At 39.5% G+C, this 14,229-nt stretch carries 13 protein-coding genes; 3 read left to right on the forward strand and 10 right to left on the reverse strand.

The window, feature by feature from the left end; all coding sequences use genetic code 11:
- Positions 1-42: 42 nt before the first annotated feature.
- A complete protein-coding gene (locus tag P2W72_RS03990) occupies positions 43-1,179 on the forward strand; it encodes a DUF5009 domain-containing protein (protein WP_276359606.1) in 1,137 nt (378 codons plus the stop codon).
- 470 nt (positions 1,180-1,649) lie between these two features.
- Entirely contained in the window at positions 1,650-2,921 is a 1,272-nt protein-coding gene (locus tag P2W72_RS03995; protein WP_276359607.1) for a DUF4143 domain-containing protein, read from the forward strand.
- Positions 2,922-3,480: 559 nt separating this feature from the next.
- On the opposite strand, the gene rfbA is transcribed toward P2W72_RS03995, so the two are convergent.
- The 10 genes from rfbA to P2W72_RS04045 form a co-directional block, all read right to left on the reverse strand.
- The gene (rfbA, locus tag P2W72_RS04000; protein ID WP_276359608.1) at positions 3,481-4,341 is read right to left on the reverse strand and encodes a glucose-1-phosphate thymidylyltransferase RfbA; all 861 of its coding nucleotides are present in this window, start codon (positions 4,339-4,341) and stop codon (positions 3,481-3,483) included.
- Between the two features lie 452 nt (positions 4,342-4,793).
- Positions 4,794-5,354, reverse strand: coding sequence for a DUF3109 family protein (locus P2W72_RS04005; protein ID WP_276359609.1), 561 nt, complete (start codon positions 5,352-5,354; stop codon positions 4,794-4,796).
- Entirely contained in the window at positions 5,351-6,133 is a 783-nt protein-coding gene (locus P2W72_RS04010; RefSeq protein ID WP_276359610.1) for a DUF3108 domain-containing protein, read from the reverse strand. The genes P2W72_RS04005 and P2W72_RS04010 overlap by 4 nt, the downstream gene beginning before the upstream one ends.
- A gap of 69 nt (positions 6,134-6,202) precedes the next feature.
- Positions 6,203-6,718, reverse strand: a complete 516-nt coding sequence (locus tag P2W72_RS04015) for a DUF2480 family protein (protein WP_276359611.1) — start codon at positions 6,716-6,718, stop codon at positions 6,203-6,205.
- A gap of 104 nt (positions 6,719-6,822) precedes the next feature.
- Positions 6,823-8,925, reverse strand: a complete 2,103-nt coding sequence (locus P2W72_RS04020; RefSeq protein ID WP_346429765.1) for a SurA N-terminal domain-containing protein — start codon at positions 8,923-8,925, stop codon at positions 6,823-6,825.
- A 284-nt stretch (positions 8,926-9,209) separates the two neighbouring features.
- Positions 9,210-9,794 (reverse strand): LPS export ABC transporter periplasmic protein LptC, encoded by a 585-nt coding sequence (lptC, locus tag P2W72_RS04025; RefSeq protein WP_276359613.1) that lies wholly within the window; start codon positions 9,792-9,794, stop codon positions 9,210-9,212.
- Between the two features lie 3 nt (positions 9,795-9,797).
- Positions 9,798-11,093: a hypothetical protein gene (locus P2W72_RS04030; RefSeq protein WP_276359614.1), complete on the reverse strand. Its 1,296-nt coding sequence runs from the start codon at positions 11,091-11,093 to the stop codon at positions 9,798-9,800.
- The gene (locus P2W72_RS04035; protein WP_276359615.1) at positions 11,090-11,824 is read right to left on the reverse strand and encodes a type III pantothenate kinase; all 735 of its coding nucleotides are present in this window, start codon (positions 11,822-11,824) and stop codon (positions 11,090-11,092) included. The genes P2W72_RS04030 and P2W72_RS04035 overlap by 4 nt, the downstream gene beginning before the upstream one ends.
- A 143-nt stretch (positions 11,825-11,967) precedes the next feature.
- The gene (locus P2W72_RS04040) at positions 11,968-12,948 is read right to left on the reverse strand and encodes a DUF6427 family protein (RefSeq protein ID WP_276359616.1); all 981 of its coding nucleotides are present in this window, start codon (positions 12,946-12,948) and stop codon (positions 11,968-11,970) included.
- A 110-nt stretch (positions 12,949-13,058) separates the two neighbouring features.
- Positions 13,059-13,235 (reverse strand): hypothetical protein, encoded by a 177-nt coding sequence (locus P2W72_RS04045; protein ID WP_276359617.1) that lies wholly within the window; start codon positions 13,233-13,235, stop codon positions 13,059-13,061.
- Positions 13,236-13,404: 169 nt separating this feature from the next.
- Between P2W72_RS04045 and P2W72_RS04050 the strand changes: the two genes are divergently transcribed.
- The gene (locus P2W72_RS04050; protein ID WP_276359618.1) at positions 13,405-13,713 is read left to right on the forward strand and encodes a GIY-YIG nuclease family protein; all 309 of its coding nucleotides are present in this window, start codon (positions 13,405-13,407) and stop codon (positions 13,711-13,713) included.
- The last annotated feature ends 516 nt before the right edge of the window (positions 13,714-14,229 follow it).

Raw genomic sequence — 14,229 nt, forward strand, 5'->3', positions numbered from 1 at the left:
AAAAATCTTAATTTAACAATAGCAATACCCAAAGCAAGAGAAATGAAAAAGCAAACAACTCCAGGAAATAACTCAGATAAAAGTAAACCACAGCGGCTTCTGTCCATTGATGCTCTCCGGGGATTTGACATGCTGCTGATATCGGGCGGAGGCACATTTCTGGTATTGCTTGAAAACAAAACCGGACTTGCATGGATCGACTGGATTGCCGGTCAGCTGAAGCACCCTGCCTGGAATGGTTTTACATTTTATGATTTCATCTTCCCTCTGTTTTTGTTTATTGCCGGTGTATCCATGGCTTTTTCCCTCAACAAAGGAATGGAACAAGGCTTATCTAAAGCTGAATTATACCGTAAAGCATTCTGGAGAATGCTTGTTTTAATTATTTTAGGAATCCTCGACAAAAACCAGCCGGTTACATTTTTTGATCCCGGGCATATCAGGGTAGCCAGCGTATTAGGCCGCATCGGAGTTGCAGGTTTTTTTGCCAGTCTGCTGTATTTGAATTTTTCCCGTCAACAGAGGGTATTCTGGGTTGCAGGAATTCTCATCCTTTATTATGCAGCCTTATTCCTTATTCCTGTACCTGGTTATGGTGCCGGAAACCTTACAATTGAAGGCAATCTTGTTGGCTGGATCGACAGAAATTTTCTTCCCGGAAGACTATTGCAAAAGATATATGATGAAAACGGCCTGATCACACAACTCCCGGCTCTTTGTCTGACCGTACTGGGCTCACTTGCCGGCGATATTCTGAGATCAGGACAAAATGCCGGTAAAAAACTACAGATTTTATTGCTGACAGGTATTGGAGGAATAGCCATCGGACTCTTATGGGGACTTCATTTCCCGATTAATAAGCATCTCTGGTCAAGTTCATTTATTCTGCTCACCGCAGGAATGGCGTTTTTAATACTCAGTCTGTTTTATTATGTGATAGATGTGCTGAAATTTCAGAAATGGGCATTTTTCTTCCAGGTAATCGGCATGAATTCATTGACCATTTATCTGGCTTATCACTTCATCGATTTTGCCCATACCTCTAAAGTTCTCTTTTCAGGCCTTTATGCCCCGGTACCTGAACAGTTTCATGACGCATTGGAAGCATTAGGTGCGCTGATCCTGATATGGTCAATGATGTATTTCCTGTACAGGAAGAAGATATTTATTAAGATTTAAACGTTGTACGTTATACGTTGTACGTTGTAGGTTATACGTTTAAATACTGCCAACTTATCAGAACTACCTTTAATCAACAGATCTCCCCTCGCGTTAAATAAATCTTTATGACAAGAATCCTACCCGCTCGAAAAAGACGGGAGTATGATATTATCGTCATTTTCGAAGGAAGAATAAAGAGAAATCTCATGGCTAAAGGCACCGATTAACCTCAACAGATTTCTCCTCGCAAAAAATCCCCTTCTAAATACAACAATCTTACCCGCTCGTTCGACCCGCCTACCGGCCTTTAGGCAGATGGTGTGCCTTTAAAAAGGCATAAAATCTTACAAAGATCAAAAATAAAGATCATTAAAATGCTTTTTCAGATTAAAATAGTGACAAAGTCGGAAGTAAAACAATGCCAAAGTCGGAAGTAAAAAAGCACCAAAGTCGGAAATTATTGTAAATTTGACTATGATGAAATTAAAATGAGCAAAAAAACTTATTTACCAAGGTTATGCGATGCTGAATTAAAATTAGCCTTGGAATCTACTGGAGCTGTGCTTATCGAAGGTGCTAAATGGTGCGGAAAAACCAGCACTGCGACAAAAGTTGCCGGAAGTATAGTTTACATGCAAGATCCGGATAATACAATTTCATATCAACAAATGGCCGATACTAAACCGTCTCTACTACTCAAGGGAGCAATCCCAAGGCTCATAGATGAATGGCAGGTTGCACCTGTTTTATGGGATGCAGTAAGGTTTCAGGTAGATCAAAGAGCCGAAAAAGGTCAATTTATATTAACTGGCTCTGCTGTTCCTCCTGATAATGTTACTGCACATACTGGTACAGGAAGAATATCCCGACTAATGATGCGACCGATGAGTTTGTTTGAGTCTGAAGAGTCAAATGGTGAAATTTCATTAAAATCATTATTCGATGGCAAACAAAAGGACACAGATGCTGAATCCATGTTAACTATCGAAAAAATTGCCTTTGTCTTATGTCGTGGAGGTTGGCCGGCGAGTATCAACTTAAAAGGATTGCCAGCATTGCGCATGGCAAGAGACTATGTAGAGGCCATAATACACCAAGACATTTCCAGAGTAGATAATATTGAAAAGAATCCAGAACGTGTACGTTTATTACTGCGATCATTGGCGCGCAATATTGCTACAACCGCCAATTACCAAACAATAAAGGAAGATATAGAAGCAACAGATATAAGCATTTCAGATAAAACAATTGCTAACTATATCAATGCCCTACGTAGAATTTTTGTAATTGAAGATTTGCCGGCATGGGCTCCATCTTTGCGTTCAAAGACAGCCATCAGAACTTCCGAAAAAAGACATTTTGTAGACCCATCCATAGCTACAGCTGTTATGCGAACAAATCCTGAAGGGATCTTAACGGACTTTGAATACTTTGGTTTTTTGTTTGAAGCATTATGTACAAGGGATATTCGAATTTATGCTCAGGCAAATGATGGAGACGTATTTCACTATCGGGATAAAAGTGGTTTGGAAGCCGATTTAATTGTGCGTCTTCGCGATGGGCGTTGGGCAGCTATAGAGGTAAAACTGGGACAGAAACAAATTGAAGAAGCCGCTGAAAATTTATTAGCACTTAGCTCTAAAATTGATATCAAAAAGATGGGAAAAGCTTCCTTTCTGATGATTATTACAGGAGGTCAGTTTGCTTATCAACGCAAAGATGGTGTTTGGGTAGTACCAATAGGATGTTTAAAGGATTAGATAACTCTATCCTAAAATCAAAAAATAGTAAAACTCTCAAAGATCGGGGCTGGCTTTACTTCCACCGTCGGGAGCCATACTCCCGGTCCGCCGTTTTGTCCACCCCATGCTCGGAAATTCTTATTCATTCAATAATAGTTTCTTTTAATGAAGGTTTGAAGGATACTGAGATGAACGTTACAAGCTCAGGAATGTTCATCCACCAACCGCCGCGTGTGAGGCTTCAATAGTCTATGCGATGGCTTATTGGTGATAACCGCCTCAGCCAATGCCGCAAAAAATTTAATGAAAGGGTATTGCTTGAAATAACAGAAGATGAAGTTCTTCAGATTTGCTGATTCGCTCCCATTGACAAATCAGCACCTTGACAAATTACGCCCCATCCCGGGTTTCGAGTAATAAAATTCAAAAAATTCTGAAGGAGAAAATGACATCGCTTTATTTATCGCTGCAGTACGGCTCTCACCTGCCGGTTTTTGAGAATGAGGTCGTGGCATCCGCCCAATGTCATTAAGAGTCGAAAAAAAATTATCCTATCCTTGCAACAGTGGTTAAGATATTACCTGATCAGACTAAGAAGATACTCTCCATAACCACTTTTTCGCAGTGGCTCAGCGATCTCTTTGAGCTGTTCTTTGCTGATGAATTTCATCTGCCAGGCGATCTCTTCGATACAGCCTATTTTAAGCCCCTGACGCTCTTCAATTACCTGAACGAACTGTCCGGCCTGCATCAATGAATTAAAAGTCCCGGTATCCAGCCAGGCTGTACCGCGACTTAAAACACCAACCTTCAGTTTACCCTGCTGAAGATATTCGCGGTTCACGTCAGTAATCTCATATTCGCCACGGGCAGAGGGCCTGATATTCCTTGCAATTTCAACTACAGAATTATTATAAAAATACAAACCCGGAACTGCATAGTTCGACTTGGGTTTTAAAGGCTTCTCTTCGATAGAAAGTGCATTGAAATTTTCATCGAACTCTACCACCCCGTAGCGCTCAGGATCAGAGACCTGATAGGCAAATACAATACCTCCTTCAGGATTCTTAATGGAAGGCAATATATTATTCACAGAATCACCATGAAAAATATTATCTCCAAGGATCAGCGCAACATCATCATCCCCGATAAAATCTGCACCAATCACAAAAGCCTGAGCAAGTCCGTTTGGAACAGCCTGTTCTGCATAGGAAAATTTACACCCGATCCGACTGCCATCTCCAAGCAACTTTTCAAAATTAGGAAGGTCATGAGGTGTTGAAATGATAAGAATCTCATTGATACCTGCAAGCATCAGGGTTGATAAAGGATAATAAATCATCGGCTTATCATAAACCGGCATTAGCTGTTTACTGACTGCCAGAGTTAAGGGATGAAGCCTGGTACCTGAACCTCCTGCGAGTATAATTCCTTTCATGAGTATAAGTTTTACGTCTTACGTTATACGTTGGTACGTTATGAGTTTTACGTCTTACGTTATAAGTTTTATTTATTTGCTTTTATATTTTAAAGCATATCTATCCCGTCTCCCCATCAAAATGATCGCAACTTGAAAACCGGTATTTTCATTTGCAACTGTCATCCCGATAACTATCGACACAGGAGGGATCTTCGCTCTCTTTGCACCAATTTTTTATTGATAATTTCTACCTTGCTCTTGAGAAGCCCCTCCATCGCCCCCAATATCGAGGTAAATTCAAAAACCCCTCCGGCTCTTCAGGATGACACCGAGTACTAATTTGCCCATTCATTTCCCCAATCGACAAATAGACAAATCGCCACATTGACAAATTCACACCCCTTCCGTCATTCCCTTTATTTGCTCAACCCGATAGCTATCGGGTTACTAATTCCCTCATTTTCAACAAACTACTTCCCAACTTTCCCCTCCAGCTCTGCATACCAATCTGCTCCGTATTTGCGGATAAGTGGTTCCTTCAAAAACTGATAAACCGGAACCTTCAGCTCATTGCCGTATGAACAGGCCGGACTGCAGATACTCCACCTGTCGTAATGAAGCACATCAAACTCGGGATAATTGGTAATCCTTATAGGATATAAATGACAGGAAATGGGCTTTTTCCAGGCAATCTTGCCATCCTCCCATGCTTTCTCAATAGCACATTTTGCAATACCATTTTCCATGATCACATAAGCACATTCCTTATTGGTATCCACACAGGGAGTGGTATAGTCTCCTTCGAAATCCTTAACATAGGTACCAAACTCCTCAATGACAGCAATGCCCTTCTCAGTCATATAAGGTTTTACATATGGATAAACTTCATCCAATACTGCCAGTTCTGATCGTTCAAGCGGTGCTCCCGAATCACCTTCAATACAGCATATGCCTTTACATTTATTCAGGTTACAAACAAAATTTTGCTCTACCACATCTTCGTGAACCAAGGTGTTCTTTACTTCGATCATAATTTATCTATAATTGTCCCGAGCGGATATTTCAACCCATTCGCCGACAGTAATTCAAGCGTTACAGAACCTACAAGGATTTCAACCTGCGCCTTAACAGGAATACGGTTAGCATCATCTGTTATCCAAAGATACAATCTGCTATCCTTTCTGAATATCCTGCCGGGCTGAATCGAGGGACTGAATTTGATACAGTTAATATATCCAAGACTGGTCTTTACCCTTTCCTTTCCGACATATTGAATATTAAGTTTACTTACGCCATCATCAAGAAAATAGTCCATACTGAACTTATCCCCTTGTTTCAATGCTGAAATATTCAGATTTCTTGCAAAATAATATGCAGAAACAACATCAAAGGTCTGTCCATCACCTTTAAAAGTTCCTTTATTTGAAATAATTTTCTTTTGATCCTGATAGAACCTGGCCTTATCACTGCGGCGATAGTTTGCCTCCCGAATATTCTCTGTATACAGATATGGAGTCAGATGTTCCTGATCAACATAAGAATCATAGCGATTCCTCACCTTATAAAACACGTTAAATGAACCGGCAGTTCTACCTTCAGCGACCAAATGATATACCGGACGGTTATCGAATTGTGCATCCGTTGCTTCTACACGTATTGAAGCTTCTGCCGCAGTTATGAAGCCATACCTCAAACGGTACTCAAGTCTTTCTCCAACCTTAAATACAGGTTCCTTTACATTCTGAAGTCGCTGCGAAAAGCCTGAAAGGCTTGTTAACAATAATGAAAGGATCAGTATTCTTTTTATCATGGGCCGTATTATACATTTCTGAATCAAGCTCAGGGGTTTATTCCCGATAATTCCAAATCAGGTTCGGGGTCAGGATTTATTCTTGTAAATCGGAACGGTAGAGCATGGCTCACCATACATGATGCTTTTTGCTACCCCGGTCAACTTTGCGGTAATATTGATATAGGCTGAATCAGGAACCGGAATTTCACCGCAGCCCTTTACAACAACACGCTCATCGCGATATTTTTCTATATCCAATTTATTCAACTCACGTTCAAAAAGTATTGTCTCCAGTAATGCAAGGTCGCCAAATATCACAGTTGAAGCAAAAGGAGTCAGGCGGCTGGCCAGTAACATATAGGCCCAGGTAGGAACTATTGCATCCACAGAACAACCTATTGCCACGTGCTTTCCTGTGTAATTTTCCCAGTTATGCTCTTTAATAAATTCTCTGAAATCCTTTTCCCTGAGTATTAATCCCTGAAACAAATTATCCCTGATATCAAAAAATACGCGATCACCGACAGGATAAAAATCAGCGGGATCAAGACTAATCAATCCGCTTTGAGCAACTTTATTAATTATATTTTCCTGTATTTCCATTTTCGTTTGAATTATTGTACTGAACCCAAAAACAAAAGGTCCGAAAACAAAAAATCCGGAAGTGAATGATTCACTTCCGGATACAAAGTTAATGAAATTAGATGTTAAAAGAATTTAACACGGTTGTCTTTGATGTCAGACTGATCGCGTAAAACTTTGAAAGCCTCACCGGGAGCGCGCTGTAAAATGCCCTGAGCAACCTGAACCTTCTGTTTAAATGCATTATTCAATGGTTCAGCCTTACTGAATCCATTAACAACGAAAACAAATACTCCATTCTCGCCTTCAACAGGCTTAGATAATTTACCTGGCTGTGACCCAAACAGAGTACCTACAACCTTATTTTCCTGCGAAAGACCGGGAATAACCGGGTTTGCAAAAACAATATTCTGAACCGGTGTTACAGGCCTTGCTACTTTTTGTGCTACCTGTTCAATTGAATTGGAACCCGCTAAAGCTTTTTCCATTTTCTCTGTAAAAGTGCGTGCTTTTACAGATTTAATAACCATAGGTTCGATCTGCTTTTTAACCTGATCCAGTGAAAGGGTACCCTTCTGATAAACTTCTGTAAGTTTTGCAACAGCAAATTTATTGCCCATTTCAAACACCTGATTTGATACATCGCCCTTATCAGCAGCAAATGCCCATCTTACCATTTCACGAGGACTGTCAAGATCATTAATAGCCGACTGGGTTGGCACTACATTATCAGCAGAAACTTTAGTGTAGCCTGATTTCTTTGCTTCTTCATCAAAAGATTTAGCATCTTTTGCCGCACTAAGGAATGCATTAGCTTTAGAGTATGCCAGCTGTTGTGTTTTATTACTTGTAGACATTGATTTATCAACCACAGCAACTTTAGCAACTCTTGAAGAACCGATCTGTGCATTGATTTTGATTACATGAACTCCGAACTGAGTAGTAATTACTTTAAGCTCACCTGTAGTTCCGTTAAAAACAGCATCTTCAAAAACAGGAACCATCGCTCCTCTTCCAAAGGTTCCAAGATCCCCACCAGAATCTTTAGAAGCATCTGTACCGAATTTAGCAGCAAGCTCAGCAAAACTTGCACCACCTGCAATTAAACCACGGATAGAATCTGCCTTAGCTTTTGCTTTATCAATTCCGCCTTCAGCAGCAGGGTTCAATAAAATATGACTTGCTTTTACAGAATCAGGACCAACTTTCATATCCAGAACCTTTACCATCTTATAAGCACCACCTGTAAAGATCGGGCCAATAAAAGCTCCTTTGGAAGCATTGAATACTGCTGAATCAAGAGCAGCTTCCAATTGTCCTTTACGAACATAGGTAACAGGCATTTTGGTTTCAGCGTTGATACTTACGAATAATGAATCATTTGCAGCTGCACGGAACTCAGCAGCAGTCTTCTGAACTAATGCTAAAACTTCGGCAGAATCTGCTTTTGAAGGATTTGCATCAAAAACGATATATTCAAATGATCTGTTCTCTGATGGATTCTTAAATCGAAACTTATTGTCGTTGTAATAAGTCTGGTAATCTTCATCAGTAAGCTTAACCTGATTATCAGGAATTGAGTTATAATCAAGATTCACAAAGCTGAAGCTGGCCAGTTTATTACGTTGGTCATAATCTTCTCTTGCCTCAAGTGAAGTTACATAAATACTGTTCTTGATCAGATTGCTGTATTTGGCTGCCAGTTTACTTTCACGTATGTTTAAAAGGAAATTGGTCCATTGCTGGCTCACCGGACTATTAGCAGGTTGTGCCTTAATATTGTCAAGGAACGAGTTTAACTGCAATCTGTTCAACTGGCCGGTTTTAGGATCACCGAAGTTCTGAATAATCTGAGGATCAGGATTCTTTCCGCTAACCAAATCATTAAGCTCATTCCTGCTAACCTGCAATCCAAGTCTGGCCATCTCTTTCTTCATCAGAATCTGAGAAATAGATTGATTCCAGGTATTCTCAATGATATAAGATGTCATTTGCGGATCAAGACTGCTCTGACCCATTTGCTGTTTAAAATTATTGGTATTCTGTTCTACCTTAGCATTGAAGTCAAGAATTGATATAGCTTCACCATCCACTTCACCAACTTCAGTTTGACTTCCGTTAATAAATGAACCTCCCATTTGTACCGCATCGCTTATCAAGAAGGCAACGATTGCAAAACCAATAGCCCCAACGATGATTATCCCTGCACGGTTCCGCAAAAAACTCATTATTCCCATATCCGTATTTTATTAAATAATTTCTAAAAGAGGGCGCAAGATACAAATTTTGGAAAATAAACAAGTGTTTTTTTCAGGTAGTCTGAATAGTATTTAATGCTAGTATCTAGATGCTTAGCATTCGCTTAAATACAGACATGAAAACTTGTAATATTTATTCTGAAGGAGTACAAATCGTATAATCTAAATACCCCTGATTTTGATTAAACAGAACGTAAAACGTACAACTTACAACGTAAAACTTATAACGTAAAACGTACAACTCAAACTCAAACTCAAAACCCTTCTTCCCCCCTAAGTCTCAGATCACCTGTTGACTGAACGATCTCATAATAGGAAAAATCTTCATTAGCCCAGAAACTGGTTCCATAGAGCACGTTATCACTGGAGGTGATGCTCACTAATTTATTTGAATAAAATCTCCTCTTATTTTCATCCCAGTAAAGCTCATCTGATCTGAAGGTTTCGCCTTTAGTATTAGATGCAACTACATTACGCTTCAGTTCTACGATATTCTCGCGTTCGCGACGAATGGCATAATCTGCCCTCAAACGACTTGTTTCCTGCTGGTTTTCATCATAAAAGATAACAGTAATACCCTTTTTCATTTCGATATAGGGCTTCTCCGTTTTAAAGTTAAGCAGTTCAGGAGTAATAAGTTTGGCTCTTACTTTGGCAGAATCACTGTAAATAATCTCTACGCCGGTTGATTTATCGACAGGTACGATCAGTTTTTTTGCAGAGATCTGCTCTACTTTTTTCAGATCGTTCTCACAGGCAGAAAACAGAATAGTGCCAATTAACATCAAAGCACCGAACCTGCCTGCCGGGATGCAGGAAATGCAGCGCAGCATTTTCATAACCTATTCAATATAGATTTTCTGGAACCACTTATCATTCAATGTGAAGCCCAGATGAATATTTACATAACGGTCGCGTACCAGATTATTGGCTTCTGTACCACGCTGCCCCAGCTCTGCTGATAAATTGATTTTATAGAAGCTGGAACGGTTTCTCGGAAGGGGAAATCCAAAGCCAAAAGTTACGGCATACTGATTGATGTCATTATTACCAATTTTAACAAAGGTCTTATCATATTTAAAGCCCAGCCTGTAATCCATTAGCTTAAGATAATTGGATATTGCATTTACATCCGGTGTAATCTGCCCCCCAACTGCAAGTCCGTAGCTATCATTCAGGCCAGGATTTAAACTGCCTTCACGATAATCTGACCACCTGCTGAAGCTAAAGTCTGCACCAAATAACCATGCATTTGACTTCTCAAAAGTAAACCCTGCCGTATGACTTACAGGCATCGTAATCCTGGTCTTAGCTCCCTGTGCAAAAAATGTACTGTCTGCAGTTGCCATTTCATTACCAAGTACATCCTTTCTGTAACGGGTAGTCAGCGTGTTATTTTTTGAATTCAGTGTATTACCTGAATTACCTGTATAACCCAATATGAACTTCGTAGTATTGCTTAAATTAGCAGAATATTGTAATCCATAGTCATAGCTTAAGCCCCCTACTGCATTACTGTATTGTGTACGGGAATTAAATGCTGAAGTAAACTCATCAACTAATTCAAATGTGCGGCTCTGTTTCAAACTACCAAAAAGATAAGCAACATTAAAACCCAGGCTTAAATTCTTACCCAGTTTAAATCCATATCCCATATAGGCTTTTGACATTCCACCCTCTCCGGAGTAGATATAGTCAACCTTGGTAGTGTCTGCAAGACCGGTATTTTTAAACTGATAGCCCAGATCACTGTATGGAACGAGTCCAAAGCTGATTGCTGAAAAACGATTTACCGGCACACCGAAATTAATGTGACTAAGAGTTGAGTTAACCTGATTATGACCGCTTACGCCTCCCTTACTTAATTTCCTGATATCCATTGAGGCACCAACATCAAAAGTGGTTAGCTCAAGAGAAGAGTAAGATGCAGGATTGGCCAGATTGATATTATCATACAGTCCGGGTTTACGTATTCCCTGACTGATACCTCCCATTGCTCTGTTCTGAGGAAGCAGGGATCCTTTAAGATCACCAAGACCAAACTGAGAATAAGGCGAGCTGGAAGTGGTTTGAGCACCTGCATTCAAAATTCCTGCAAACAGGAAAAGGAAAAATATAATATTAAATAGTCTGATCATTGTTGTAGTATAACTTCATTTAAACCAATAAGTACCAAATCGGGCTCGGTTTTTAAAGCGTGGGCAAAGATGCTATTTTTCAACCTAGTATCAAAAAAAATCGCATCTCCACCGCATAGAATAATCTGTAATTCAGGATACTTCAGGCTGTATGTCTCTATAAAAGCTTTTACCTCTCCGATACTGCCGTTAACAACCCCCGAAAGCATTGCCGAAACGGTATCATATCCCTGCCAGTCTTTATAATCTGAAAAATCTATTTCCGGCAATCTTCCGGTAAAGCTATGCATTGCTTTTAAACGCATATGAAGCCCCGGAGAAATACTGCCCCCCTCATATACCCCATTCCTGTCAACAGCATCGTAGGTGATACAGGTTCCTGCATCAATTACCAGGCAATTTTTACCCGGAAAGAGCGATTTTGCACCAAGAACTCCGGCCAGACGATCAAGCCCAAGAGTTGAAGGACTTTTATATTTATTAATGATTCCGGTGTTCAGACTTGCCGAAAAGCGGACATAATGCGTTTTGTCCCTAAGCTGATCTTCCAGATCCACAATCTCATCATTCACAGATGAAATAATGCTATGAGTAATGGATGAATTGCTGAGATATTTTTGCAGCTTATCCGCATCCAGTTTCTGAATTTTTTCAGACACAATAAATGTTCGTCCTTCAAAAACTGCAATCTTAGTACGTGAATTACCTATATCAATTACCAGCTGCGCCATTAAGAAATCAATTATTTAAGAATACGCTCAGAATCAAATCTGTGATCTTTTTGTAAACGCTCCGGATACCCTATACAAAGCTATTTAATTTTTAAGACTGAGGGGTGCGGTTTGTGTTAAAAAAGGTTAAAGTAGAATTTTTATCAGAAAAACTGGAAGTAAATAATGGATCCAAACAAAATGAAATACAGGCTTTCAAATACCCAGCGTTTACCAGCATGCAAAAAATAATAAGCCATTAGCACAGATGCCGGCGGAGTGCATAAAAGGAAATGGTATAACACCAGGTTTTGCTTTAAATAAAAGGAAACCAGACCAATGATAAACATGAAAAACAAGAGCTGAAATGATTTACGCAGCTGGACAACACTTCTGAAAAAATTCTTTTGCAGTTGGAAAAACCCGAGTATTAAAATAAGCGCTACAGGAATTAGTACAATAGAATCATATAAATTGATGCGCAGGCTGGTTGGAAACTTAGAGGCTAAAGGCAGCCAGATACTAAAAAACTTGTCCAGTGAATCATTCCAGAAATAGTAAACGGCCAGAAAGAAAAATATGGTTATAAAACCGATGAGAACTGCTGCCCATTCTCTCCAGTTAAATGGCCTGAAGATAATCAGACAGATCCACCCCAGGGGAAGCATAGCAATGAAGGGAAAATAAAGCAGCGTACCAACTGCCACCATCATTCCAAGATCAAACATCACTGAACTGACTCCATCACGTTTATAAACACTCAGAAACTTTTCTATCATCCACAAGATCAAAAAGTTGCAGATCAGAGTAGGGCTTAAGAGCAGGAACGGCGTTAATAAGGTTGATGTGGTAATATAAAGCAATGCCGGAAGATAAGTGGGTTTCCCAAGCAATCCGTACGAATTAATGATCCTGTTAAAGATCAATGCCTGAATCAATTGAATGAACAGGGCGATCCAGACATTCGCAATGGGATTAAAAAGATTATCAAGCGGAACATCAATCAGGAATCTGGCAAATGGCTCAATAAAATCAAAACTAACCTGATCTGGTAAATTTAAAAGCAGACCAATCCTTAACAAAATGGCAACAACAATCAGAAGAAGGATATTCAGTGGATTAAGACTTCTGAACTGCTGGATCATAGGTAATGGTCAGTACTTTATTATTTTAAGGGATTAATGATCAAAGTTAATAATAAGTTACATCTAATCTTACCGGCTTTGAAAAACCAGGGGCACTTATTTGGGGGGAATTAGAGAATGAGCAACCCAATAGCTATCGGGTTGAGCAAACGGGGATACTGAACTTCATTTTCACGTCCTTTCGAGTAATAAAATTTAAGAAATTCTGAAGGAGAAAATGACATAGCTTTATTTATCGCTGCAGTACGGCTCTCACCTGCCACTTTTTGAGAATGAGGTCGTGGCATCCGCCACGATGACAGCCGGCATTTTGAGAGTGAGGAGATTCCGGCTCGGAGGCCGGAATCTGATTGCAATCCGACCTGCCGGAAATTGTAATTTTCCCTTTTAATCAGTAAGCAGTACCGCACATCTATATTAATTGGCACAAAAATCAAATCCGGGTATTTTTAGAATATGAATGAATATTTTGTTTATATGCTGGCAAACAAATACAACAATGTGCTCTATACCGGGGTAACCAATAACATTAGAAGACGAGTTTATGAGCATAAAATGAAAATTTTAAAAGGATTTACGAGCCAATACAATTGTAATAAGCTCGTCTGGTATGAGCAATTTGAGAATATCAATTTGGCCATTTCCAGAGAGAAGCAATTAAAAAATTGGAAAAGAGCCTGGAAAAATACACTTGTAGAAATAAACAATCCCAATTGGAATGATTTAGCAGAAAAATGGTTTCTTAAATCATTTCCACTACTGTAGATTCCGGCCTCCGAGCCGGAATCTACTTATTCCCATAGCAATTCATTGTCATGGCGGACTTGATCCGCCACCTCCCCGCATAGTCAAAATGTATTTCTAAAAAGTATTGATGTTAGAATTTGGATAGATTGAAAGAATTTGATGGCAAACCTGGGAGATTTCTTAATCAAAAACAAAGGCAATAAAACCACTTCTCATTAGAATTAAACCAGGTAGTAACACCTCCGTCATAACATGTCATGGGTAGTAATAAAATTTAAGAAATTCTGAAGGAGAAAATGACATAGCGGGATAGATAAGACGCAGAGACGCTTCATTTATGAAATAAATGAATGCTGGAATTAGTCTTTGATTTGGCGTCTTGGCAAGCAAAAAACATAAAACAGTGAATAGAAAATAACATGTCAAGGGTAAGGAGGAACGACTTGTAAATGGAGGAGAAGGAATCACTAGTGTCCGGTTAAATTTAGAACGAATAAAAAAACTTTGTTTTGGCCTTTAAAACATGGATATTAT

Source organism: Daejeonella sp. H1SJ63, from assembly GCF_029360775.1.
Classification (GTDB): domain Bacteria; phylum Bacteroidota; class Bacteroidia; order Sphingobacteriales; family Sphingobacteriaceae; genus Daejeonella.